Raw genomic sequence first — 23,757 nt, 5'->3', positions numbered from 1 at the left:
CGTGCTGACCGAAGGCCCACCCGGCACCTTCAGCCTTGCGCCAGTCTCAACCGCCAGCCCTACCCATCAGGGCACCTAACCCCGCCCCAGCAGCAAAACAGTCAAAAGCTCACGGAACACCCTCTGAGACAGCCCTCAGGTCCAGCCGGCTTGTGTCGCCGCTGCGGGTGGTGGGTCAGGGCTTGGCTGTGAAGAAGCGGTAGACGGCCCGGTACGGGACGGCCGTGGCGCCGGAGCCGGTGCACGTGCCGGCTGGGGCGACACCACCGACCGTGTCCAGGCGCTGGATGTAGGTGACCTTGCCGAAGACGCCGTCGCCACGGTTCAGCTTCGCCCGGATCAGCAGTTGCGGAATGCTGTTCGGGTGCTCGGAGGGGGCGCGCACGGCGTTCGGGCCGTCGCCCTCCAGGAGGGAGCCGTCCTGGTCGGACTGCCAGCTCGGGCCGCGGAAGTGCAGGGCGGACACCTTCTTCACCGGGTGCATGGTGACGCCGGTGAGCGAGGCGGCCGGTTCCAGGAGGGTCCACGTGCCGCCGCGGCACTCGTAGATCTGCACGCCCCGGGCCTTGAGCACCGAGTGCAGCGCGTTCCCGGCCGGCGGGGTCAGCTCCGTCGGCACCCGCGGGTCGACCCCGTGGAAGTTCTCGGCCTGCGTGGTGGGCGGCTTGGACTCGGCCGGCGCCCGGTCGGTCCCGGCGAACGAGACACCGGCCGGCACGGCGACCGCGACGAGCGCGAGAGCCCCGAACGCGGCGGCGACCTTGACCCGGCGGCCGGCGGAATGCCCGCGCGCGGACGGGTGCTCGCCGGACGACCGGCCCGGCCCGGCGATCGCGCCCGCGTCGGCCGCGGAGATCCGGTCCGGCGCCGGACCGTTCCCGACGTGCGGCCGCCGGCCGGCAGGCCCCTGCGGGGCGGCAGGTGACTGGGCGCAGTCCGGCGGTTGGAGGAGCGCCTGGTAGGTGGCAGGCGGTTGGGCGTCGCCCATCAGGTGGTAGGCGGGGGTTTGTTGGGTGGCAGGTGGCTGGGCGCTGTCCGGCGGTTGGAGGAGCGCCTGGTGGCTGGCGAGCGGTTGGGCGTCACCCGTCGGCTGGCAGGTGGTGGGAGCCTGCTGGGTGGCAGGTGGTTGGGGGGTGCCCGGCGGTTGCTGGTCGGCGGGCAGCTGGTGGTTGGCGGATGGCTGGGGGTTGGCGGACCGCTGCGGGCCGTTCAACGGCTGGTGGGTGGCGGGTCCGCTCAACGGCTGGTTGGTGGCGGACGGCTGGTGGTCGGCGGGCGGCTGGGGGTCGGCGGGCGGCTGGGGGTCGGCTGGTGGGCGCGGACGGGCGGGCGGGATCTGGGCCACGGAGTCCTCCCCTATGGACGGTGACGCTGGGCCCTCACGGTAGTGGGCCGCGGGGCCGGGGAGGCTCGTAGCGCCGGGAAATCACCCGGAGGAAGTGTTCCTATCTGAATTATCCGGGCATTCGGTAGAAACCGGTGGGTGTCGCCTGCGCGTCCACCCGGGCCTGCCGTGCCCGCGCCCGCAGCCGGACCAGCAGGAGCACGCCCAGGAAGACGCAGACACCACCGACGATCAGGCCCGGCCCGAGCAGTGTGGTGTCGTCGGCGACCAGCGCGGTCTCGGTCTCGCCCGGGTCGGCCACGGCCCGGGTGGGCTCGCGGGTCTCCTCCGGGGCCGCCTCCTCGGTCTCCTCCGGGTCGGCGGACTCCTCCGGCGTGGCCGACGGGGACGGCTCCGCCTCCACCTCGCCGCGTACCCGGGCGGCCGCACCGCCGGCGGTCAGCAGGGTGTTCCCGGCGTCGAAGGCGCGCACCTCGAACCGCACGTCGCCGCCTTCCGGGCCGGCGAACCCGACCTGCCAGCGGCCGGTCACCGTCCGGCCCCGGCACGCCGTACCCGGGTCGAGGTCGTTGTCGACGATCGTCGTGGTGATGCCCTCGGTCTGGTCGGTGGTCGCGAACGGCCCGTCGTCCTCGAACCGGGTGACCTGGAACTGGTCCGGGTCGATCCGCGAGTGCATGAGCAGTGCCCACCGGACCTTGCGGCACTCCCGGTTCTGCGAGGTGACGACGGCGGTCACGACCTGGGTGGAGCGCCCGGCGGTGAACCGGTCCGGCGCGGTGACCCGCACGCTGAACCCTTCCACGTCGGCCGCGGCCGGCGCCGACCACACCACGGTATTGAACACGGCGCCGGCGATGACCGCGCCGGTGAGCGCGGTGATCCGGTGACGCATGACGATCCCCCTTCGCTGCCTGTCATCGACTCGCCTGCACTACTTAGTTCGCCCCCGGGCCGGGAATGGTTCAGCGGGTGGCCCGCGTCACCCACCCGCCGATCCTTATTTCTTCCTTAAGAGAGCAACCTTTTCGGTGTTTGAGCAGCTCAGCAGGCCTGCGCGGAAAGTAGTCAGGAGACTACGCAAAAAGTTCGGCCGGTGTTCATCCGATCCCCGGCCCGGCACGTAATCCGGGGAGGACACGGACCGGGGCCACGCAGGGGAAAGCAAGGCCGAGGACCGGGTCCAGCGCAGAGCTTGAGCGCGGGGCGTTCCCCACGGACGCCGGCGTCCCACTGCCCATGGGACGTGACCGCACCAAGGAAAACGAGGAGTCCATGGCCCGCTCGAAGAACAACAAGGCAACCGCCGCCTCCCGGGTCGCGGTCGAAGTCGGCTCCACCGGCACCCGATCGGCGTCGAAGCTCGAGGTGGTCCTGCTCGTCCTGAGCATCGGGGCCGCCATCTGGGCCGTCGCGATGATGACCACTCCCGGAAAAGTCGGGTACGTCTACTTCTTCTTCTACCTCGACTACTACATCGGCGTCGTCAGCCTGGTGTCGTTGTCCATCACCATCATGGTGGGGCTGGTCGCCACCGACCGGCTGGTGCTGAGCGTCCGCCAGCGGGTGCTGCTCCAGTCCGCACACCGCACCACCGGTGTGATCGCGGTCGGCGCCCTGTTCGCGCACGTCTGGACGAAGTTCGCCAAGGACTACATCGGCCTGCTCGACATCTTCGTCCCGTTCCTGACCGAGGGCCTCAACAAGTGGTTCGTCGGTCTCGGCACCATCTCCGGCTGGATCATGGTGCTGGTGATGTGGTCCGGTCTGGCCCGGGCCCGGTTCATCGGCCGTGGCAAGCCCTGGATGTGGCGGGGTATCCACGCGATCTCCTACCTGATGTGGCCGATCGCCCTCACCCACGGCCTCTCCGCGGGCCGTCCGGCGGCCACCTGGGTCACCGTCAGCTACATCGTCTGTGTGCTCGGTGTGATCGTCGGTCTCGCGGTGCGCCTGTCGGTCAGCCTCAACCGCCGTAAGGACTTCGCCTCGCCGGCCGGTGTCGGCGCGGTCAAGCCGTCCGAGACCGGCACGCTGGTGCCGACCGCCCCGGCCCCGATCCGCCGTCCGGCCCGCCCGGCCGCGCCTCCGGTGGACCTGCTCGCTCCGGCCGGCGCCCCGGACGGTGGCGCGCCCACCCAGACGTGGAACCAGCCGATGACCCGCCCGGTCAGCCCGGCGCCCGCTCCGGCGCCGGCCCCGATGGAGGAGGACTACCCGCCGCGTGGCCGCCGTCAGGCCGAGCTGGAGGCGCCGCCCGCGCCGCGCCAGCGCCGGGCCGCCGAGGACGACGAGCGTTACGACACGCAGACCCGGATGTCGCGCCGTGACGTCGAGGACGAGCGCTACCGGTACGACGAGGAGCCGGCCCCGCGGTCCCGTGGCAGCCGCTCCCAGGAGATGTACGACGAAGGCCCGCGCGGCCGCGGCCGCCGGTACGACGACGACGAGCGTTACGACACGCAGACCCGGATGTCGCGCCGCGACGTCGAGGCGACCGGCACCCGGATGCGCCGCGACGACGTGGAGGCCACCGGCACCCGGATGCGGCGTGAGCCGGAGTACGACGAGCCCCGCTCCCGCCGCGACGTCGAGGCGACCGGCACCCGGATGCGCCGCGACGACGTGGAGGCCACCGGCACCCGGATGCGCCGCGAGCCGGAGTACGACGACCGCTCCCGTGGCCGCCGCCGCGCCGAGGACGACTACGACGCGGCCCCCCGCGGGTCCCGCTCGGCCCGCTACGAGGAGCCGCGGTACGAGGAGCCGCGGTACGAGGAGCCCCGCTACCAGGAGCCCCGCTACGACGAGCCGCCCCGCCGGCCCAGCCGCAGCGAGTTCGTCGACCTGGCCGACGGTTCCGGCGGGGGCTACCCGGCCGACGACGCGGCGACCCTGGTCGACACGGGTTCCCGGCGGTCCCGCCGGGACGAGCCGGGCCGTGGTGGCGGCCGCCGGGGTGGGCGCGACGACGCCGACGACGCCTACCTCTCCCAGCTCCGTGGTGACGTGAGGGAAACGAATTGAGCACGGCACAGGTCCCCCCGGTCACGGCGATCGGCACGCCGCGGATCACCGCGGGGTTCGACGAGTACGGTCGCCTCGACCTGCTGGCGCACCAGGAGGTGCACGGCGGTTTCGCGGCGCTCTCCTCGGGTGAGCTGATCGGTCTGGCCGACCGGATCGAGCTGCGCGGCCGCGGCGGGGCGGGTTTCCCGTTCGCCCGCAAGGTCCGCGCGGTGGTGGATTCGTGCCGCCGCCAGGAGCTGCCGCCGGTCATCGTGGTGAACGCCACCGAGGGTGAGCCGCCGTCCTGGAAGGACAAGGCGATCCTGACCCGCGGCCCGCACCTGATCCTGGACGGCGCGGCGCTGGCCGCCGCCGCCCTGGACGCCGAGGAGATCGTCATCGGCGTCGCCGACGACGGTGTCGGCCAGGAGTCGCTGGCCGCGGCGCTGGCCGAGCGCAAGATGCCCTGCCCGACCCGGATCGTCCTGGTGCCGCACCGGTTCATCTCCGGTGAGGGTGGCGCGCTGGTCCGCGGCATCAACGGCGAGGCGCACATCCCGCCCGGCCGCAAGGTCCGGTCCAGCGACAACGGCGTGATGGGCCTGCCCACCCTGCTGTCGAACGCCGAGACGTACTCGCAGCTGGCGATCGCCGCCCGGCTCGGGCCGTGGGAGTACAACGCGGTCGGCATCCCGGAGGAGCCGGGCACCGTGATGCTCACGGTCGGCGGCTCCGCGTCGGCTCCCGCCGTGGTCGAGGCGCCCACCGGCACCTCGCTCATGGAGGTGCTGGAGATGTGCGGCGCCGACATCGGCCCGGGCCTGCTGGTCGGCGGTTACCACGGCAAGTGGGTGAGCGCCGAGCAGGCGAAGACCATCCAGATCTCCCGCAAGGGGTTCGCGAAGGTCGGCGGCACCCTGGGCGCCGGCATGCTGATCCCGATCGGCTCCAAGACCTGTCCGCTCGGCGAGGTCGCCCAGGTCGTGCAGTACCTGGCCGGCGAGTCGGCCGGTCAGTGCGGCCCGTGCCGGATCGGTCTGCCCGACCTGGCCCGCGCGGTGACCCTGGTGTCGCTCGGCGGCAACGCGGTGGAGCAGGTGCGGCAGGCGGCCGGCCTGGTCAAGGGCCGGGGGGCGTGCAGCCACCCGGACGGCAGCTCGCGGTTCGCGCTGTCCGCGCTGGAGGTCTTCCGGGCCGACGTGCAGGCGCACTCCAACGGCGAGGGCTGCGGCAAGCCGGTGCGCGGCATCCTGCCGCTGCCGTACACGGCCGAGAAGGGGGCACGCAAGCTGGCCCTGGACTGGTCGCGGTGCGACGGCCACGGGCTCTGCTCGGCGGTGGCCCCGGAGATCATCCGGCTGGACCACAACGGGTTCCCGGCGTTCCCCCAGACGCCGCTGCCGCCGTGGCTGGAGGACGGCGCCCGCAAGGCGGTCAACGTCTGCCCGGCGCTCGCGCTGCGGCTGACCGAGCCCACCCCGGCCAAATGACGAGGCGGCGCGCGTCACGCGTACCCCGGCTGGTCTCGATCATGCTGGTGGCCGCGCTCGCGGCAACCGGCTGCGGCACCACACCGGCCGCGTCTCCCGCGCCCGCCACGACTTCCGGGCCCGCCACGAGTGCCGGGCCGGCGGCCACCGCGACCGCGAAAGCGGAAGCGGTGGCCGTGCCGAAGTCGCTCTCCTTCACCGGCACCACCCTCGCCGGTGAGAAGTTCGACGCGGCGAGTCTGGCCGGCAAGCCGGCCATCCTCTGGTTCTGGGCGCCCTGGTGCGCCACGTGCGCGAGCGAGGCGCAATCTCTGGGCGACATCCATGACGAGTACGGCGACAAGCTCGCGATTCTGGGCATCGCCGGTCTCGGTGGCGCCGCCGAGATGAAGGACTTCGTCGCCGACTTCCAGCTGGAGAAGATCACCCACCTCAACGATCCCGGCGGCAAGCTGTGGAAGCGGTTCGGCATCGCGCAGCAGAGCTGGTACGTGATGGTGGACCGGACCGGGAAGATCGTCTACCGGGGTTACCTCGACGACCTCCAGCTGACCGGGAAGGTCCGCGAGCTCACCGGGTGAGGGTCAGGCGTTCGGCGCCTTGGCCCGCAGCACGGTGAGGAACTCGCGCATCCACGCCGGGTGGTCCGGCCACGCCCGCCCGGTGACCAGCACGCCATCGATCTGTGCCGCGCTGTCGGCGAAGGTGGCCCCGGCGGCGCGCACGTCGGGGGCGCAGGCCGGGTAGGCGCTGATCGTCCGGCCGCTCAGCACGCCCGCGGCGGCCAGCACCAGCGGACCGTGGCAGAGGGCCGCGATCGGTTTGTCGGCCCCGGCGAAGTGCCGCACGATCCGCAGGCAGTCCTCGTCGTTGCGGATGTACTCCGGCGCCCGGCCGCCGGGCAGCACCAGCGCCGCGTAGCCGGCCGGGTCGACGTCGGCGAAGGCCAGGTCGGCCGGCCAGGCGTGGCCCGGCTTCTCGGTGTACGTGTCGAAGCCGTCCACGAAGTCGTGCACCACGAACTGCAGTTTCTTGGCCGACGGGGCGGCGATGTGCACCTCGTACCCCTCCTCGAGGAGCCGCTGGTACGGGTACATCACCTCCAGATCCTCCGCCGCGTCGCCGGTCAGGATCAGAATCTTTGCCATGGACCCATCGTGTCCACATCGTCACGATGGGTCAACCGGCGGCGCGGCGGGTTCGTCAGAAGGTGGTGGGGGTGGTCGAGAAGGCGGGCTTCTCGGCCGGCATCAGGATCCACAGCAGCGGGTAGATCAGGATCTGGCTGCCCGGGACGATGAAGAGGATCAGCACGAACAGCAGGCGGCCGATCCACGGGTCGAGGCCGAAGCGGCGGGACAGGCCGGCGCAGACACCGGCGAGCATCCGGCCGTTCCGGGGGCGGACGAGACCCTGTCGGGCGAGGGTGTCGTGCACGGCGTTCATCGTGGTCTCCTACTTTCACTGGTGGTGAAACCGTGACTCCATCGTGTGCCGTCGGCGGGCTCCCCGGCATCGGGTGGTGCCCGGATCCCTGTATCGGGGATCTCCATGAGGCCGCCGATATTTCCGGCCGGGACGCGGCCCTATACAGTGCGATCGGCACGAAGGAGGCGCTGTCGGGGGGACGAGGATGGTCGATGCCGCACTGCCGGGCGAGCGGACACAACCGCTGCGGCCGCGCGACCCGCGCACCCTGGGCGACTACGAGCTCGTCGGCCGGCTGGGCGAGGGTGGCATGGGCACCGTCTATCTGGCCAAGACCGGTGGGGGAGTGCTGGTCGCGGTCAAGATGGTGCGCGCCGACCTGGCCTACGACGACGAGTTCCGGCGCCGGTTCCGCAGCGAGGTGAACCGGGCCCGGCAGGTGCCGCCGTTCTGCACCGCCGAGGTGATCGACGCCGACCCCGACCACGAGCACCCGTACCTGGTGGTCGAGTACGTGGACGGGCCCACCCTGGCCGACGTGGTCGAGCAGCGGGGGCCGCTGACCAGCGCCAACCTGCACGGCGTGGCGATCGGGGTGGCCACCGCGCTGACCGCCATCCACGGCGCCGGGGTGATCCACCGCGACCTGAAGCCGCGCAACGTGCTGCTGGCGCCGGGCAGCCCCAAGGTGATCGACTTCGGGATCGCCCGGGCCATGGAGGCGACCAGCGCCAACACCCGGACCGACCAGATGGTCGGCACCGTGGCGTACATGGCGCCCGAGCGGTTCAGCTCCGACCCGGGCACCCCGGTCACGCCGGCCGCGGACGTGTTCGCCTGGGGCAGCGTGGTGGCGTACGCGGGAACCGGGCACACCCCGTTCCGGGCCGACTCGCCGCCCGCCACCGCGGCCCGCATCCTCACCCAGCCGCCCCGCCTGGACGGGCTCAGCGGCCCGCTGCGCGACCTGGTGGCGCACGCCCTGGAGAAGGACCCGGCCAACCGGCCCAGCGCCCGTGAGCTGCTCGACCTGCTGATCTCCGGGGAGCGCCCGGCGGCCTCCGCGGCCGCCCTCGCCGACCAGCCCGCCCTGCGCGCGGCGGCGGTCGAGGCGCAGGCCGTGACCGGGTACGCTGCGGTGCCGGACACCGCCGGCGTGAGCGTGCCGACCCTGGACATCCCGCCCGGCCTGGTCGGGTACGACGAGAACTCGATCATCACGGTGCCGATCTCGGCGCCTCCCGGGCACACCCGCCCGTCCGGCCCGCCGCCGCCCGAGCCGGGCCGCCGCTGGGCGCTGCCGGCCGCGGTGGCCTTCCTGATCCTCGCGGTGGTCGCCGGCGCGGTCATGCTGGCCCTGTCGATGCGGCCGGACAACGAGGGGAAGACGACGGCCGGGCCCACCACCGCGCCGACCGGGGACACGGCCGTGCCCGCCGACCGCCCGTGGATGGAGGACACCCTCCGGCAGCAGTCCTTCTGGCGGCCCAGCGAACAGGCCGGCGAGGGCAACTGTCACTTCGACGCCGGGCTGGTGGTGCACCGCGACAGCGTCGGCACCTACAAGTGCAAGGGGCCGGAGGACGAGCTGCCGCCGGACGTGCGGATCGAGGCCGGGGTGCGGCTACTCACCCCGGACAGCTGCGCGGCGATCTGGTTCCGCAACGTGAAACAGGACGGCTACCAGGTCCGGGTCTGCGAGAACTACATCTACGCCGGCGTGCACAGCAGCGACGGCAAGGTGTCGGTGGTCAAGACCATGCCGCTGGCCGAGCCGATCGCGCTGAACGGCGAGCCGACCCGGATCACCCTGGTGGTCGAGGGCGCCACGGTGCGGGTGTCGCGTGACGGCGCCCTGGTCGGCGAAGCGCCGCTGGAGAAGGGCTTCGGGATCGGCCGGGTGCTGCTCGGCATCTACAACGAGCGGGACGCGCCGGGCGAGGCCCAGTACGAGGTCGCCTTCAGCGACCTCAAGATCTGGAAGCTGTGACGGCACGGGCCCGGGCGAGACGCCCGGGCCCGTGTTCCGTACGGTCGCTCAGTCCTTGGTGAGGCCGGCCCGGCGCAGCGCGTCGGCCATGGCGCTGTTGCCGAAGCTGTTGCCGCCGCCCTGACCGCCCCGCTGACCGCCGCCCTGCCGTGGCTGGCGCTGCCCGCCACCCTGGCGTCCCTGACCGCCCTGACGCGGCCCCTGGGCCCGCTCGCCGCGGTTGCGGCCGCCGCCGCCCTGCCTCGGCTCGTCGTTCAGGCGCATGGACAGCGAGATCCGCTTGCGGACCGGGTCCACCTCCAGGACGCGGACCTTCACCACGTCACCGGACTTGACCACCTCGCGCGGGTCCTGGACGAACTTGTCGGAGAGCGCCGACACGTGCACGAGACCGTCCTGGTGCACGCCGATGTCGACGAACGCGCCGAACGCGGCCACGTTGGTGACCTGACCCTCCAGGATCATGCCCGGCTTCAGGTCGGCGATCTTCTCGACGCCCTCGGCGAAGGTGGCCGTGGTGAACGCCGGCCGCGGGTCGCGGCCCGGCTTCTCCAGCTCCTTGAGGATGTCCGTGATGGTCGGCAGGCCGACCGTGTCGGTCACGAACCGGTCCGGCCGGATCGCCTTGAGCAGCGGGCTGTTGCCGATCAGCGTCTTCACGTCCGAGCCGGCGTCGGCCGCGATCGTGCGGACCAGCGGGTACGACTCCGGGTGCACGCTGGAGAAGTCGAGCGGGTCCTCGCCGTCACGGATCCGCAGGAAGCCGGCGCACTGCTCGAACGCCTTCGGGCCGAGCCGGGCCACCTTCCTGATCTCCTGGCGGTTCTTGAACGGGCCGTTGGAGTCGCGGTGCAGCACGATGTTCTCGGCCAGGCCGGCGGTGATGCCGGAGACCCGGGTGAGCAGCGGCGCGGAGGCGGTGTTGATGTCGACGCCGACGCCGTTCACGCAGTCCTCGACCACCGCGTCCAGCGACCGGGCCAGCTTCACCTCGGAGATGTCGTGCTGGTACTGGCCGACGCCGATGGACTTCGGATCGATCTTCACGAGCTCGGCGAGCGGGTCCTGCAGGCGGCGGGCGATGGAGACCGCGCCGCGCAGCGACACGTCCAGGCCGGGCAGTTCCTGCGAGGCGTACGCCGACGCGGAGTAGACCGACGCGCCCGCCTCGGAGACGACCACCTTGGTGAGCTTGGCCTCCGGGTGCCGCTTGATCAGCTCGGTGGCCAGCTTGTCGGTCTCCCGGGAGGCGGTGCCGTTGCCGATCGCGATCAGCTCGACGTCGTGCTTGGACGCCAGCGCGGCCAGCCGGTGGATCGACTCGTCCCACTTGTTCTGCGGCACGTGCGGGTAGATCGTGTCGGTCGCCACCACCTTGCCGGTGGCGTCCACGACCGCGACCTTCACCCCGGTCCGGAAGCCCGGGTCCAGCCCCATCGTGGCGCGGGTGCCGGCCGGCGCGGCCAGCAGCAGGTCACGCAGGTTGGCCGCGAAGACGCGCACCGCCTCGTCCTCGGCCGCCTCCCGCAGCCGGACCCGCAGGTCGGCGCCGAGGTGGATGAGGATCCGGGTACGCCAGGCCCAGCGGACCGTGTCGACCAGCCACCGGTCGCCGGGACGGCCCTGGTCGCTGATCCCGTTGCGCCCGGCGATGCGGCCCTCGAAGTAGCCCTCGTCCTCCTCCGGGTGCGGCTCCATGGTGAGGTCGAGGACGTCCTCCTTCTCGCCGCGCAGCATCGCCAGGATCCGGTGCGAGGGCAGCTTCGTGTACGGCTCGGCGAAGTCGAAGTAGTCGGAGAACTTCGCCCCGTCGGTCTGCTTGCCGTCGCGGACCTTGGCCACCAGCCGGCCCCGCGTCCACATCTGCTCACGCAGGTCACCGATCAGGTCGGCGTCCTCGGCGAACCGCTCGATCAGGATGGCCCGCGCCCCGTCCAGGGCGGCCTGCGCGTCGGCGACGCCCTTCTCGGCGTCCACGAACGCCGCGGCGGCCGCCTTCGGGTCGACCGAGGGGTCGCCCAGCAGGCCCTCGGCGAGCGGCTCCAGACCGGCCTCCCGGGCGATCATCGCCTTGGTCCGCCGCTTCGGCTTGAACGGCAGGTAGATGTCCTCCAGCCGAGCCTTCGTGTCGGCCTCGAGGATCTGCTGCTCCAGGGCCTCGTCGAGCTTGCCCTGGGAGCGGATCGACTCCAGCACCGCGGCCCGCCGGTCCTCCAGCTCCCGCAGGTAGCCCAGGCGCTCCTCGAGGGTGCGCAGCTGGGCGTCGTCGAGCGTGCCGGTCACCTCCTTGCGGTAGCGGGCGATGAACGGCACCGTGGCCCCGCCGTCGAGCAGCTCGACCGCGGCGGTGACCTGCCCTTCCCGTACCCCGAGCTCCGAGGCGATGCGCTGATGGATAGCTGTCGTCACGCCGACGATTGTGACCGAGGCCGCCGCGGTCTGTCGCGCCGCCCCGCAGGGTCGGCCGCGCAGTCGTCCCCCGGCGGACGCCGCGGGCCGATTCCACGGACGTGACGGGCCCGATGTGGTACGCCCGGCGATGTCCGCTTCTGCCCCGGGGAACCGCCGCGCGTACCCCGATGTCGCGAATGTCACGAGGGCCCGCCGCGGCGGCGCCCGGCGGCGGCGGCCGGCCGAACCCGGCCCGCAGCCGCCGCCCGGACCCCGTGAAAGGGCCCTGACCTGCGATGTCGCCGCTGTCGGAGGGGGTTCTGGACGGTGCCGGCCGAAGCGTCCCGGGCGGTACTCGATGACACTTGGTAGGAGGTACTAGAGACAACCGAATTGGCCTTTGGCACTCTTGTCACATGACGCTTGCTGTCCGGGCGGTCGCCGCCACTGATCAGGGCCTGGTCCGGTCCAATAACGAAGACGCGGTCTTCGTCGGTAATCGACTCTTCGTGGTGGCGGACGGCATGGGCGGGCTGCCCGCCGGAGAGCTGGCGAGCGACATCCTCGTGCAGACCCTCAGCGCCGTCGACGCGACGCCGGACACCGGCGAGCCCCTGCAGGATCTGATCAGCGCCCTCCAGACCGCCAACCAGCGGATCGAGGCCGCCGTCGCCGACGACGACGCCCGCGACGGCATGGGCACCACGGTCACCGCGCTGCTGCTCTCCGGCGACCGGCTGGCCGCCCTCAACGTCGGCGACTCCCGCTGCTACCTGCTGCGCGACGGCGAGTTCACCCAGCTCACCCGGGACGACACCTACGTACAGGCGCTGGTCGACCAGGGCGTGCTCACCCCCGACGACGCCCGCCGCCACCCGCAGCGCGCCCTGGTCACCCAGGCCGTGCAGGGCGGGCCCTTCCGCCCGGCCGGCCGGATGATCCCGGCCCGGGTCGGTGACCGTTACCTGCTGTGCAGCGACGGCCTCTCCGACTACGTGGAGGACGCGGTCATCGCCCAGACGCTGCGTGAGGTCGCCGACCGCAAGTCCTGCGCGGCCGAGCTGGTCAACCGCACCCTGGAGAACGGCGCACCCGACAACGTGACCGTCATCGTCGCCGACGTGATCGAGGTCTAGGCCCCGTCCAGGCGGGCGACCAGGGTCTTCGGGGCCACCGCGCGGAACGCGTCCTGGCAGAGCTCGGCGATCTCGGACCAGTCCGGATCCCGGTCGAGCCGGACGCCGAGCCAGCCGCGGTGGCCCTGCCCCGCATTCTGCTCCGGGGGTGTGACATATCCTCGGCGCGTGCTTCTGACGACCGAGCGGCTCATCCTGCGACGATTCCGGGCCTCCGACGCACCGGTCCTGGCGGAGTACCGGTCGGACCCCGAGGTGGCGCGTTATCAGCCGTGGGAGGCCCCGTTCCCGCTGGAGAAGGCGGAGGTCGCGGTCCGCGCCTACGCCGAGGCGTCGCCCGACAAGGCGGGCCACTTCCAGTACGCGGTCGAGCTCGCCGCGGAGCAGAGGCTGATCGGTGACGTGTACGTGCGGCTGCACGACAACCTCTGGCAGGCGGAGCTCGGATTCAGCTTCGCCACGGCGTACCAGAAGAGGGGTTTCGCGACGGAGGCCGTGAGCGCTGTGCTGGACCGCCTGGTCGGCATGGACGGTTTTCACAAGGTCACGGCCGAGTGCGACGCGCGGAACACGCGGTCGGCGGCGCTGCTGGAGCGTCTGGGCTTCCGGCGGGAGGGGCTGTTGCGGCAGCAGACCTTCATCAAGGGGGAGTGGACCGACGACCTGCTCTACGGTCTGCTGGCCACCGAGTGGACGTGTCGTACCCCGGTGGTGGGATCCCCCGTGGGGAAGCCGACGGATTCTGGCGCCTGATCGAGCGCGGCCCCGCTCGCCTCCGCCGCCGCCCGGCCCCGGCTGCGCGCTGTTCCCGCACAGCCGGGGGTGATCGCGGGTCAGCCCTCGTATTTGAGCCAGACAGCGCCGAGCGGGGGCACCCGCAGCGAGACCGAGGCGTCGAAACCGTGCCAGGCGAGGTGCTCGGCCTCGACCGCGCCCATGTTGCCGACGCCGGAGCCGCCGTAGAGCTCGCTGTCGGTGTTGATCACCTCGGCCCAGCGGCCGGCCCGGGGCAGGCCGATGCGGTAGCCCTCGTGCGGGATGGCGGCGAAGTTGACGATGCACGCCAGGGTGTCGCCGTTCGGGGCGAACCGGACGAACGAGAACGTGTTGTGGTGCGAGTCCTCACTCGTGATCCACCGGAAGCCGGACGGGCCGGTGTCCTGCGTCCAGATGGCCGGGGTCTCTCGGTAGACCCGGTTCAGGTCGGTGACCAGCCGCTTCACCCCGGCGTGCGGGGCGTCCTCGAGCAGGTGCCAGTGCAGGCCGCCGCCCTCGTTCCACTCGAACTCGTCGCCCATCTCGGAGCCCATGAAGAGCAGCTGCTTGCCGGTGAACGCCCACATGAAGCCGAGCAGCGCGCGGGTGTTCGCCAGCTTCTGCCACAGGTCGCCGGGCATCTTGCCGGTCAGTGAGCCCTTGCCGTGCACCACCTCGTCGTGGCTGATCGGCAGGACGTAGTTCTCGCTCCAGGCGTAGACGGTGGCGAAGGTCATCTGGTGGTGGTGCCACTGCCGGTGGATCGGCTCCTTCTCCATGTAGGAGAGGGTGTCGTTCATCCAGCCCATGTTCCATTTGAAACCGAACCCGAGACCGCCCAGGTGGGTGGGGCGGGTGACGCCCGGCCACGCGGTCGACTCCTCGGCGATGGTGACCACGCCGGGGTGGTGCTTGTAGACGGTCGCGTTCATCTCCTGGAGGAAGCTGATCGCGTCCAGGTTCTCCCGGCCGCCGTACTGGTTCGGGGTCCACTCGCCGTCCTTGCGCGAATAGTCCAGGTAGAGCATCGAGGCCACCGCGTCGACCCGCAGCCCGTCGGCGTGGAACTCCTCGCACCAGTAGAGGGCGTTGGCCACCAGGAAGTTGCGGACCTCCTTGCGGCCGAAGTCGAAGACGTAGGTGCCCCAGTCCGGGTGCTCGCCGCGCCGCCAGTCGCCGTGCTCGTAGAGCGGGGTCCCGTCGAACCGGGCCAGCGCCCACTCGTCCTTCGGGAAGTGGGCCGGCACCCAGTCCAGGATCACGCCGATGCCGGCCTGGTGCAGCTTGTCGACCAGGTGCCGGAACTCGTCGGGCGTGCCGAACCGGGACGTCGGCGCGTAGTAGCCGGTGACCTGGTAACCCCACGAGCCGCCGAACGGGTGCTCCATCACCGGCATCAGCTCGACGTGGGTGAACCCGGTCTCCACGACGTAGTCGACCAGCTGCTCGGCCAGCTCGACGTAGGTGAGACCGGGCCGCCACGAGCCCAGGTGCACCTCGTAGACGCTGATCGGCTCCTGGTGCCACGACTTGCGGGACCGCTCCCGCATCCACTGCTCGTCGTGCCACCGGTAGGACGACTGGAACACCACCGACGCGGTGGCCGGCGGCACCTCGGTGTGCTGGGCCAGCGGGTCGGCGTGCTCACGCCACACCCCGTCCCGGCCGAGGATCTTGAATTTGTACTTGGTGCCGAGGTGCGCCGTCGGGACGTAGATCTCCCAGACGCCGCTGGAGCCGAGCGACCGCATCGGCCACCCGTCGTACGGCCCCCAACCGGCGAAGTCACCGATCACCTGCACGCCCCGGGCACTCGGCGCCCACACCGCGAAGGCGACGCCGGTGCCGTGCGGCCGCGCGCCGAGCACCTTCCACAGCTTCTCGTGCCGGCCCTCACCGATCAGGTGCAGGTCGAGTTCGCCGAGCGTGGGCACGTGCCGGTACGGGTCGTCGCACTCCACCCCGTCCACGTCGAGCCGGTAGTCGAGCACGGTGCCGGGCAGCTCGGCCGCGAAGATGCCGTCCTCGTGCACCTTCGTCATCCCGTAGCGGTCGCCGTCGTGCAGGACGGCCACCGCCTCGGCGCCCTTGCGCAGGGTGCGGATGACGGTGCGCCCGCCGTGCGGATGCGCGCCCAGGACGGCGTGCGGATCGTGGGTGTCCCCGGCGATCACGCTGTTCATGGCCCGCTGATCGGCGGCGAGGGGAGAGGTGGACTGGCCTATCATGATCTCGGGTTGCCCTCCGGGGTTCATCCGACGAGCCTGGCGATCGACCGCAGGGGGATCCGCAGCCAGCCGGGCCGGTGCCGGGCTTCGTAGGCGGCCTCGTAGACCGCTTTGTCCAGCTCGTACGCCGCCAGCAGCGCGCCGTGTGCACGGGGGTCGCTGCCGGCCGCGTTCGTGTATCCGTCGCAGAACGCGGTCCGGTTACGGTCCACCCACTCCCGGGCGCGCGCCGCGAGATGTTCGTCCTCGTCCTGGTCGACCAGCAGCTGATAGGCCGCGTACTCGTAGGAGCGCAGCACCCCGGCCACGTCACGCAGCGGCGAGTCGGGCAGCCGGCGCTCTTCCAGCGGCTGGCCCGGCTCGCCCTCGAAGTCGATCAGCAGCCAGGCCTCCGGGGTGCGCAGCACCTGCCCGAGGTGCAGGTCGCCGTGGATGCGCTGGATCTCGACCTGCTCGCCGGTCAGTGCGGTGAACCGGCCGGTGATCGCCGGAACGTACCGCTGTATTTCGGGCACCGCGGTGGCGGCGGTGCGCAGCCGGGCCAGCACGGCGTCGAGCGGGAACGGCGACGGGCCGCTGCCCAGTTCCGCGGCGAGCGTCAGGTGCACCGAGGCGACCGCCTCGCCGAGCCGGAACGACTCGCCCTGGAAGTCGCCGCCCACCTCGTCGGCCGCGTACGCCGCGTCGGCGAACAGGTCCCGTGCCGACGCGGTCGCCATGGCCCAGCCCTCGGCCGAGTTGTCCGCGTACTGGGTGAGCATGCCGAGCGAGCAGTCACCGGCCTGGAAGGAGCCGAGAAGACGGGCCACGTGCGGGTTCCCGGCCCGGCCGAGCACCCGGTTGAGTTCGATGTCCGGGTTGACGCCGCAACTGACCCGGCGGAACACCTTGAGGATCGCGTCCTGGTCGAAGATGACGCTGGTGTTGCTCTGCTCCGCGTCGAACACCCGCGGCCAGGCCTCCACCGGCAGCGTGATGCCGGGCTCCCGGTCGAAGGTGATGTCGCCGACCGGCTCGGCGCGGTCGATCAGCCCCAGAAGATGCCGTGCCGCCACCGGATCGTAGAGGGCGTCGTAGCCGACCCGGCCGTCGTCGGTGGTGCCGATGGTGGCGACCGCGCTGTACTCCGGTATCGGGCCGGCGCCCCAGCCGACCAGGACCTGGTAGCGCTCGGAACTGCCGTCGGTGTACGCCACGTCGAGCAGGATCAGCTCCAGATCCCCGCCCAGCGGTGTGGCGGCCGCCTGTTCGACCGAGGCGAGAACCCGGCTGCGGCCGGCGTACCAGCGCTGTTTCGGTAACCACTCGGCGAACGGCAGCGTCATTGCTTCTCCTCCGACCCGCACAACTGGAACCAGTAGAAGCCGTGGCCCGGAAGGGTCAAGAGGTACGGCAGCTGCCCTATCCGGGGGAAGTTGACGTGCCCGGTCAACTCCACCGGGGTGTATCCGTTCCAGTGCTGCAGATTCAGCTCGATCGGTTGCGGGAAGCGTGACAGGTTGTTGACGCAGAGCACCACGTCGTCGCCGTGTTCCCGCAGATAGGCGAGAACCGACGGGTTGGAGCCGCCCAGCTCGCGAAACGTGCCGACGGCGAACGCCTCGTGCCGCCGGCGGACCGCCAGCATGGTCCGCGTCCAGTTCAGCAGGGACGTCGCGCTGTCCCGCTGGGCCTCCACGTTGACCGCCTGGTAGCCGTAGACCGGGTCCTGGTTGACCGGCAGGTAGAGGCGGCCGGGCGTGGCGGTGGAGAAGCCGGCGTTGCGGTCCGGAGTCCACTGCATGGGGGTCCGGACGCCGTCCCGGTCGCCGAGCCAGATGTTGTCGCCCATCCCGATCTCGTCGCCGTAGTAGAGCACCGGCGAGCCGGGCAGCGACAGCAGCAGGGCGGTGAACAGCTCGATCTGGTTCCGGTCGTTCTCCAGCAGCGGGGCCAGGCGGCGCCGGATGCCGACGTTCGCCTTCATCCGCGGGTCCTTGGCGTACTCCGAGTACATGTAGTCGCGTTCTTCGTCGGTGACCATCTCGAGCGTCAGCTCGTCGTGGTTGCGCAGGAAGATGCCCCACTGGCAGTTGTCCGGAATGGACGGGGTCTGCGCCAGGATCTCCGAGATCGGGAAACGCGACTCCCGGCGGACGGCCATGAAGATCCGCGGCATGAGCGGGAAGTGGAACGCCATGTGGCACTCGTCGCCACCGGACCGGGCGTCGCCGAAGTACTCCACCACGTCGGCCGGCCACTGGTTCGCCTCGGCCAGCAGCACCCGGCCCGGGAACTCGTCGTCGATCACCTTGCGGCAGTGCTTGAGGAACGCGTGGGTGGCCGGAAGGTTCTCGCAGTTGGTGCCCTCCTGCTCGAACAGGTACGGCACCGCGTCCAGCCGGAACCCGTCGATGCCGAGGTCCAGCCAGAATCGCAGGACGTCCAGCATGGCCTCCTGCACGGCCGGGTTCTCGTAGTTGAGGTCCGGCTGGTGCGAGAAGAACCGGTGCCAGTAGAACTGCCGGCGCACCGGGTCGAACGTCCAGTTCGACTCCTCGGTGTCGACGAAGATGATCCGGGCGTCCTTGTACTTCTCGCTGGTGTCGTTCCACACGTAGAAGTCGCCGTACGGCCCGTCCGGGTCGTGCCGGGACGCCTGGAACCACGGGTGCGAGTCGGACGTGTGGTTCATGACCAGGTCGGTGATCACCCGGATGCCGCGCTTGTGCGCCGCGTCCAGCAGGGCCACGAAGTCCTCGACCGTGCCGAACTCCGGCAGCACCTTGTAGAAGTCACGGATGTCGTAGCCGCCGTCGCGCAGCGGCGAGTCGTAGAACGGCGGCAGCCAGAGGCAGTCCACTCCGAGCCATTGCAGGTAGTCGAGCCGCTCGATGAGGCCGCGCAGATCGCCGGAGCCGTCCGTGCCCGAGTCGTAGAACGCCCGGACCAACACCTCGTAGAAGACCGCCCGCTGAAACCAGGTGCGGTCCGCCGGAAGCGCGCGGGCATGACCGAAGTCGTCGGCGGTCGGGTGCTCGACCACCCCGCCCTCGGTGTGGCTGCCCTCCGCCGGATCGTGCTCGCTCGTCAGCTCCATCGAGTAATCCCCCTACCCCGTCCTGACGACGAAGATGTGCGCCGGCTCGACGAAGGGGTCGATCCGGACCGCGTTGTACTGACCCCACTCGTACGTCGCGCCGGTGATCTGGTCGACCACCGTGAACCGCTCGTGCCAGTCCAGACCCAGCGCCGGCATGTCCAGAGTGGTGTTGCCCCACTGCACGTTGGCGGAGTCGAACGAGCAGATGACCAGGACGGTGTTGCCGGTGTCGGGATCGCGTTTGGAGAAGCAGAGCAGCGAGCCGTTGTCGATCTCGTGGAAGCGGAGGTTCCGCAGCCAGTGCAGGGCCGGGTTCTCGTCCCGGATCCGGTTCAGCCTGGTCAGGTACGGCGCCAGCGACCGCCCGGACCGCTCCGCCGCCGCCCAGTCACGCGGCTTCAGCTCGAACTTCTCGTTGTCGATGTACTCCTCGGCGCCCGGCCGGGCCACGTGCTCGAACAGTTCGTACCCCGAGTACATGCCCCAGGAGGGGGTGAGCATCGAGGCGAGCACCGCGCGGATCTTGAACATCGGCGGCCCGCCGTGCTGGAGCGTCTCGTGCAGGATGTCCGGCGTGTTCGGCCAGAAGTTGGGCCGCATCCAGTCCGTCGAGGCCAGCAGTTGGCCCATGTACTCCCGCATTTCCTGCGCGGTGGTCCGCCAGGTGAAGTAGGTGTACGACTGGGTGAAGCCGATCTTGCCGAGCCCGTTCATCATCGCCGGGCGGGTGAACGCCTCGGCCAGGAACAGCACGTCCGGGTCGGTCTCCTTGACCTTCGGGATGAGCCACTGCCAGAAGTTGACGGCCTTGGTGTGCGGGTTGTCGACCCGGAAGATCTTGACCCCGTTGTTCACCCAGTGCATCACCACGCGGTAGACCTCGTCACGCAGCGTGCGGTAGTCGTTGTCCCAGTTGATCGGGTAGATGTCCTGGTACTTCTTGGGCGGGTTCTCGGCGTACGCGATGGTGCCGTCCGCCTTCGTGGTGAAGAACTGTGGGTACTGCTTCACCCACGGGTGGTCCGGAGCGGCCTGGAGCGCCAGGTCCAGCGCCACCTCCATGCCGAGCTCTTCGGTCTTCTCCCGGAAACGGCGGAAGTCCTCCAGGGTGCCGAGCTGAGGATGGATCGCGTCGTGGCCGCCCTCGTCCGACCCGATGGCCCACGGCGAGCCGACGTCCTCCGGCCGGGCCACCAGCGTGTTGTTCCGGCCCTTACGGTTGATCTTGCCGATCGGGTGGATCGGCGGGAGATAGACCACGTTGAAGCCCATCGCCGCGATGGCCGGCAGCCGTCGCGCGGCGGTGCGGAAGTCGCCGTGGACGATCGGTGTCGCGTCCGGGCCGATCTCGGCGCCCTCGGACCGGGGGAAGAACTCGTACCACGCCGAGTAGAGGGCCCGGGTGCGGTCCACCCAGATGGCGAACGACCGCGTCGTGGTGACCAGGTGCCGCACCGGGTTGTGCCAGAGCAGCTCCTCCAGGTCCAGCGCCGGGGTGACCCGGGAGAACAACGACTTCTGCCCGTCGCGCAGCGCGGCCGCCGCGTCGCGGACCAGGTCCTCCTGCTCGGCCGGCACGATCTTGGTGGCCAGGTCCAGCACGTCGGCGCCCTCGGCCAGATCGTTCGCCAGCTCCTCGACGTCCTGACCGGCGCCGATCTTCTTCACCACGGCGTCGCGCCACGTCCGGTACGGATCGTCGAACGCCTCCACCGTGAACGACCACCGGCCCACCTGGTCCGGCCGGATCGTGGCGTGCCACTGGTCGAGGCCCGGCTCGCCCGGGGTCATCCGGGTGAACGGTTTGGTCTCGCCGTCCGGGCCGCGCCATACCACGTTCACGCCGAGCGCGTGGTGTCCTTCGCGATAGGACACCGCCGACACCGGGACCAGTTCGCCGACCACCGCTTTCGCGGGATAGCGGCCACCGGCGACAGCCGGCGTCACGTCTTCGATGGGGAAGCGACCGGTCATGATCTCCACCGTAGTCAGAGGGGCTCAGGAGGACTCGGCGACCGGGAAAACCACCGCCGGCGTCTCTATGACTTCTCCGCAGTGGAGGGCTTTGAAACGGCCGATCGCCGATGCGTCCAACCTACCGGAGTGGGGTGCCCGCGGCGCATCCGGACGCGGCCGCGCGCCGCCGGAAAACACGACAATTTCACCTGCTCGCAACAGCCGTTCATCTTTCCCGGGCGGAATCCGCGGAACGGCCCCGCGAGCGGGCGCGTGTCGATCTCCACGACCGTCCGCGCGCCCGGCGTGGTCCGGGGAGCGTGTCGGTTGCCGTGCGTTGCCATCGAGGAACCCCGCTCAAGAGCGGCCCGCCATCTCCCGAGTGGTATCTCGACGCGAGCCGGCCCGGCGAGCGCCCGAGGGAGGAGAGATCCACGTGGCTGGACCGTCCACCGCACTGTCTCCGGTGATCGCCGCCAGCACCCACTGGCTGGCCCGCGCCTACCCGGGGGGCGAGTCCAACACCGTGTCGCACACCCTCGCCGAGCTACAGGCCCGGCAGGCCGTGACGGTCGCCGCCTGGCTGCGCTACCCGACCGAGATCGACGCCGCGCTGGTGGCGATCGCCGGTCCCGGCGGATCCGCGATCCTCGACTGGAAGGCCGGCAGCGAACCGGACGACGAGTTCGCCGACGGCGAGGGCTGGCGCACCTGGGTCGACGAGGTCGTCGTCAGCTGGGCCGCCTGCCTGCTGGCCGACCCGCTGCTGGCCCGCCGTGGCGTGGACGCGGTGATCGCCGCCATGCCGATGCCCGACCCGCGGCCCCGCCCGGCCGGCCGCCGTGCCGCCGGGTTGCCCACCGAGTTCCGCCGCCTGCTCCAGCCCGACGCCCGGGACCGGGAGGCCGCCGCCCTGCTGCGCCACCCGGACCTGCTCGAGCCGATCGCGGCCCTGCACCGCGACACCCTTCTCTACCTGCTGGGCGCTGAGACCGGGTCTGACGGCCTCGCTCCGCTCGGCGGGGATCGCGCCCTCTGAATCGGGTTGCGCTCACTTCCCCCTCCTGAGGGTTCGCGCTCGCGGGCCCGCCGGAACGGGAGGGGTCTCAGGCCGCAAGGCCGGCACCGGAAATGTCCTCCTGGGTGCCGGCCTTGCGGTCTCTTCTGCTCCGGTCAGGCCAGGCGGGCCGGGAAACCGCCGGTGGCGATCGGGCCCCAGGACTCGATCGTCACCCGGATCAGGCACTTGCCCTGGTCCCGCATGGCCTGGCGGTACTCCTCCCAGTCCGGGTGCTCGCCGGAGATGCCGCGGAAATACTCCACCAGCGGCTCCAGCGCCTCCGGCAGGTCGAGCACCTCGGCGACGCCGTCCACCTGCACCCACGGGCCGTTCCACTCGTCCGACAGGACGCAGACGGAGACCCGTGGGTCGCGGCGCGCGTTCGCCGTCTTCGCCCGTTCCGGGTAGCTGGAGATGACGATCCGGCCCTCGGCGTCGACCCCGCACGTGTTCGGCGACGACTGCGGGCGGCCGTCCTTTCGGGTGGTCATCAGGATCGCCCGGTGGCGGGGCCGCAGGAACTCCAGCAGCCCGGCCCGGTCGACCCGGTTGTTCGTCGCGATCGAGCGCGCCATGCTTCCGTACCCCTCGTGGTTGTCAGAAGGCCGCGGCCGCGTCGACCGGAACGGCACCCGGATGCTGGCCACCCGGACCGGCCGCGGCCTGATGCGCGGCCATGGCCGCGCCGATGATGCCGGCGTTGTTGAGCAGGGTGGCCGGGACGATCGGCGTCTTGATGTCGATCAGCGGAAGGAACTTCTCCGACTTCTTGCTCACGCCGCCGCCGACGACGAACAGGCGCGGGGAGAGCAGCATCTCGACATGGTGCAGGTAGCGCTCGACCCGGGCCGCCCACTGCTCCCAGCTCAGGCCCTCGGCCTCGCGGATCCGGTCGGAGGCGAGCAGTTCGGCGTCGGCGCCGTCGATCTCGACGTGGCCGAACTCGGTGTTGGGGATCAGGACCCCGTCCGAGAACAGGGCGCTGCCGATGCCGGTGCCGAAGGTCAGCATCATGATCAGGCCGGACTGGTCGCGGCCCGCCCCGAACGCCACCTCGGCCACCCCGGCCGCGTCGGCGTCGTTGAGAACCGTCACCGGCAGGCCGAGCCGCTCGGCGAAGATGTGGGCGGCCGGCGCGTCGAGCCAGGACTTGTCGACGTTGGCGGCGCTGCGGGTCACACCGTCGACCACCACGCCCGGGAACGTCACGCCGACCCGGTCGAAGCCGCCGAACCGCGCGGCCACCCCGGCCACCGCCGCGGCGACGCTGTCCACGTCCGCGGGCTGCGGCGTGGGCACGCGGAATCGCTCGGCGAGCAACTCGCCGGTGGCCGCGTCGACCGGTGCGCCCTTCACGCCGGACCCGCCGATGTCGATACCGAGGATGGTCATGCGTCTTCCGTTCTCCCGATGCACGTTCTGGTGGGTGTCTACCACGCGCGACCGACACTCAATCCCCTCGTACCGGGTCCGGCATGCCCACCACCCTCGGGTGAATCCGCGCCGTGTTCCCCGCGTTCACGCAACGTCACTCATACTTTCGGCTATTCAGGAGTAGGCTTCTCGGTTAGCGTTGCATTTCAGAACGGTCGCCGCGTGCGGGCACGGCTCTCTGCCCGTCTGATGGAGGACCACTCATGACCGTGACCGAAGCGCCGCACCAGCCCGTGCACAGCGTGGCCGGTAACAGTGCGTCAGATCTGTTGGCCGCGATGGCCGCCGCCGCACCGGGCCGGCACCGTGACCGGCTCCGCGCCCAGGCGATCGAGGCCTGGCTGCCGCTCGCCCGGCACCTCGCCCACCGCTACTCCGGCCGCGGCGAACCCACCGACGACCTCATCCAGACCGCCACCGTCGGCCTCATCAAAGCCGTCGACAAATTCGAC

The 23,757-nt window shown here is 71.1% G+C and carries 20 protein-coding genes; 8 read left to right on the top strand and 12 right to left on the bottom strand.

Annotation, left to right across the window (positions count from 1 at the left end; genetic code table 11):
• Positions 1–175: 175 nt before the first annotated feature.
• Entirely contained in the window at positions 176–1,345 is a 1,170-nt protein-coding gene (locus J5X75_RS43165) for a DUF3455 domain-containing protein (protein WP_208473534.1), read from the bottom strand.
• A 109-nt stretch (positions 1,346–1,454) separates the two neighbouring features.
• Positions 1,455–2,240 (bottom strand): hypothetical protein, encoded by a 786-nt coding sequence (locus J5X75_RS43160; protein ID WP_208473533.1) that lies wholly within the window; start codon positions 2,238–2,240, stop codon positions 1,455–1,457.
• 380 nt (positions 2,241–2,620) lie between these two features.
• On the opposite strand from J5X75_RS43160, the gene J5X75_RS43155 reads away from it, so the two are divergent.
• Genes J5X75_RS43155 through J5X75_RS43145 form a run of 3 tightly spaced genes read left to right on the top strand, consistent with a single transcriptional unit; the run spans position 2,621 to position 6,425 of the window.
• Entirely contained in the window at positions 2,621–4,372 is a 1,752-nt protein-coding gene (locus J5X75_RS43155; RefSeq protein ID WP_208473532.1) for a translation initiation factor III, read from the top strand.
• Entirely contained in the window at positions 4,369–5,844 is a 1,476-nt protein-coding gene (locus J5X75_RS43150; protein ID WP_208473531.1) for an NADH-quinone oxidoreductase subunit NuoF family protein, read from the top strand. The genes J5X75_RS43155 and J5X75_RS43150 overlap by 4 nt, the downstream gene beginning before the upstream one ends.
• Entirely contained in the window at positions 5,841–6,425 is a 585-nt protein-coding gene (locus J5X75_RS43145) for a TlpA family protein disulfide reductase (protein ID WP_238491001.1), read from the top strand. Before J5X75_RS43150 ends, J5X75_RS43145 begins: the two co-directional genes overlap by 4 nt.
• 3 nt (positions 6,426–6,428) lie before the next feature.
• Here the strand turns inward: J5X75_RS43145 and J5X75_RS43140 are convergent, their stop codons facing one another.
• Positions 6,429–6,992: a DJ-1/PfpI family protein gene (locus J5X75_RS43140; RefSeq protein WP_208473530.1), complete on the bottom strand. Its 564-nt coding sequence runs from the start codon at positions 6,990–6,992 to the stop codon at positions 6,429–6,431.
• 55 nt (positions 6,993–7,047) lie between these two features.
• Positions 7,048–7,290 carry a PspC domain-containing protein gene (locus J5X75_RS43135; RefSeq protein ID WP_208473529.1) on the bottom strand — a complete coding sequence of 81 codons (243 nt, stop codon included), beginning with the start codon at positions 7,288–7,290 and terminating at the stop codon, positions 7,048–7,050.
• Positions 7,291–7,477: 187 nt separating this feature from the next.
• On the opposite strand from J5X75_RS43135, the gene J5X75_RS43130 reads away from it, so the two are divergent.
• Entirely contained in the window at positions 7,478–9,262 is a 1,785-nt protein-coding gene (locus J5X75_RS43130; RefSeq protein WP_208473528.1) for a serine/threonine protein kinase, read from the top strand.
• A gap of 48 nt (positions 9,263–9,310) precedes the next feature.
• Here the strand turns inward: J5X75_RS43130 and J5X75_RS43125 are convergent, their stop codons facing one another.
• A complete protein-coding gene (locus J5X75_RS43125; protein WP_208473527.1) occupies positions 9,311–11,671 on the bottom strand; it encodes a Tex family protein in 2,361 nt (786 codons plus the stop codon).
• A gap of 398 nt (positions 11,672–12,069) precedes the next feature.
• Here J5X75_RS43125 and J5X75_RS43120 point away from each other — a divergent pair, with 398 nt between their 5' ends.
• Entirely contained in the window at positions 12,070–12,789 is a 720-nt protein-coding gene (locus J5X75_RS43120; protein WP_208473526.1) for a PP2C family protein-serine/threonine phosphatase, read from the top strand.
• On the opposite strand, the gene J5X75_RS43115 is transcribed toward J5X75_RS43120, so the two are convergent.
• A complete protein-coding gene (locus tag J5X75_RS43115) occupies positions 12,786–12,983 on the bottom strand; it encodes a hypothetical protein (protein WP_238491000.1) in 198 nt (65 codons plus the stop codon). The two genes, J5X75_RS43120 and J5X75_RS43115, sit on opposite strands and share 4 nt — an antisense overlap.
• Between J5X75_RS43115 and J5X75_RS43110 the strand changes: the two genes are divergently transcribed.
• A complete protein-coding gene (locus J5X75_RS43110; protein WP_208473525.1) occupies positions 12,958–13,542 on the top strand; it encodes a GNAT family N-acetyltransferase in 585 nt (194 codons plus the stop codon). The genes J5X75_RS43115 and J5X75_RS43110 overlap by 26 nt on opposite strands.
• Positions 13,543–13,622: 80 nt before the next feature.
• On the opposite strand, the gene glgB is transcribed toward J5X75_RS43110, so the two are convergent.
• From glgB to J5X75_RS43090, 4 genes are all read right to left on the bottom strand, one after another.
• Positions 13,623–15,728: a 1,4-alpha-glucan branching protein GlgB gene (gene glgB / locus J5X75_RS43105; RefSeq protein ID WP_208473524.1), complete on the bottom strand. Its 2,106-nt coding sequence runs from the start codon at positions 15,726–15,728 to the stop codon at positions 13,623–13,625.
• Between the two features lie 68 nt (positions 15,729–15,796).
• Entirely contained in the window at positions 15,797–17,098 is a 1,302-nt protein-coding gene (locus tag J5X75_RS43100; protein WP_208473523.1) for a maltokinase N-terminal cap-like domain-containing protein, read from the bottom strand.
• A complete protein-coding gene (treS, locus tag J5X75_RS43095; protein ID WP_208473522.1) occupies positions 17,095–18,852 on the bottom strand; it encodes a maltose alpha-D-glucosyltransferase in 1,758 nt (585 codons plus the stop codon). The genes J5X75_RS43100 and treS overlap by 4 nt, the downstream gene beginning before the upstream one ends.
• A 12-nt stretch (positions 18,853–18,864) precedes the next feature.
• The gene (locus tag J5X75_RS43090) at positions 18,865–20,829 is read right to left on the bottom strand and encodes an alpha-1,4-glucan--maltose-1-phosphate maltosyltransferase (RefSeq protein WP_208473521.1); all 1,965 of its coding nucleotides are present in this window, start codon (positions 20,827–20,829) and stop codon (positions 18,865–18,867) included.
• A gap of 418 nt (positions 20,830–21,247) precedes the next feature.
• Here J5X75_RS43090 and J5X75_RS43085 point away from each other — a divergent pair, with 418 nt between their 5' ends.
• Positions 21,248–21,850 (top strand): hypothetical protein, encoded by a 603-nt coding sequence (locus tag J5X75_RS43085; RefSeq protein ID WP_208473520.1) that lies wholly within the window; start codon positions 21,248–21,250, stop codon positions 21,848–21,850.
• A gap of 134 nt (positions 21,851–21,984) precedes the next feature.
• Here the strand turns inward: J5X75_RS43085 and J5X75_RS43080 are convergent, their stop codons facing one another.
• Both J5X75_RS43080 and ppgK read right to left on the bottom strand, forming a co-directional pair.
• Positions 21,985–22,446, bottom strand: a complete 462-nt coding sequence (locus J5X75_RS43080; RefSeq protein WP_208473519.1) for a PPOX class F420-dependent oxidoreductase — start codon at positions 22,444–22,446, stop codon at positions 21,985–21,987.
• A gap of 22 nt (positions 22,447–22,468) precedes the next feature.
• Entirely contained in the window at positions 22,469–23,263 is a 795-nt protein-coding gene (gene ppgK, locus J5X75_RS43075) for a polyphosphate--glucose phosphotransferase (RefSeq protein WP_208473518.1), read from the bottom strand.
• 245 nt (positions 23,264–23,508) lie between these two features.
• Here ppgK and J5X75_RS43070 point away from each other — a divergent pair.
• On the top strand, positions 23,509–23,757 hold a 249-nt coding region (locus J5X75_RS43070), incomplete at its 3' end, for a sigma factor (protein WP_274383853.1).

It is taken from the genome of Actinoplanes flavus (genome assembly GCF_017592555.1).
Taxonomy (GTDB): Bacteria; Actinomycetota; Actinomycetes; order Mycobacteriales; family Micromonosporaceae; genus Actinoplanes; species Actinoplanes flavus.
This window is presented reverse-complemented; position numbering and strand designations above follow the sequence as displayed.

Bases quoted from the DNA above. Each gene is read 5' to 3' on its own strand.
- J5X75_RS43145 (WP_238491001.1), top strand. From the start codon at position 5,841: ATGACGAGGCGGCGCGCGTCACGCGTACCCCGGCTGGTCTCGATCATG.
- J5X75_RS43115 (WP_238491000.1), bottom strand. From the start codon at position 12,983: ATGAGCCGCTCGGTCGTCAGAAGCACGCGCCGAGGATATGTCACACCC.
- J5X75_RS43090 (WP_208473521.1), bottom strand. From the start codon at position 20,829: ATGACCGGTCGCTTCCCCATCGAAGACGTGACGCCGGCTGTCGCCGGT.
- ppgK (WP_208473518.1), bottom strand. From the start codon at position 23,263: ATGACCATCCTCGGTATCGACATCGGCGGGTCCGGCGTGAAGGGCGCA.
- J5X75_RS43140 (WP_208473530.1), bottom strand. From the start codon at position 6,992: ATGGCAAAGATTCTGATCCTGACCGGCGACGCGGCGGAGGATCTGGAG.
- J5X75_RS43135 (WP_208473529.1), bottom strand. From the start codon at position 7,290: ATGAACGCCGTGCACGACACCCTCGCCCGACAGGGTCTCGTCCGCCCC.
- J5X75_RS43080 (WP_208473519.1), bottom strand. From the start codon at position 22,446: ATGGCGCGCTCGATCGCGACGAACAACCGGGTCGACCGGGCCGGGCTG.
- J5X75_RS43130 (WP_208473528.1), top strand. From the start codon at position 7,478: ATGGTCGATGCCGCACTGCCGGGCGAGCGGACACAACCGCTGCGGCCG.
- J5X75_RS43160 (WP_208473533.1), bottom strand. From the start codon at position 2,240: ATGCGTCACCGGATCACCGCGCTCACCGGCGCGGTCATCGCCGGCGCC.
- treS (WP_208473522.1), bottom strand. From the start codon at position 18,852: ATGGAGCTGACGAGCGAGCACGATCCGGCGGAGGGCAGCCACACCGAG.
- J5X75_RS43120 (WP_208473526.1), top strand. From the start codon at position 12,070: ATGACGCTTGCTGTCCGGGCGGTCGCCGCCACTGATCAGGGCCTGGTC.
- J5X75_RS43100 (WP_208473523.1), bottom strand. From the start codon at position 17,098: ATGACGCTGCCGTTCGCCGAGTGGTTACCGAAACAGCGCTGGTACGCC.
- J5X75_RS43155 (WP_208473532.1), top strand. From the start codon at position 2,621: ATGGCCCGCTCGAAGAACAACAAGGCAACCGCCGCCTCCCGGGTCGCG.
- glgB (WP_208473524.1), bottom strand. From the start codon at position 15,728: ATGAACAGCGTGATCGCCGGGGACACCCACGATCCGCACGCCGTCCTG.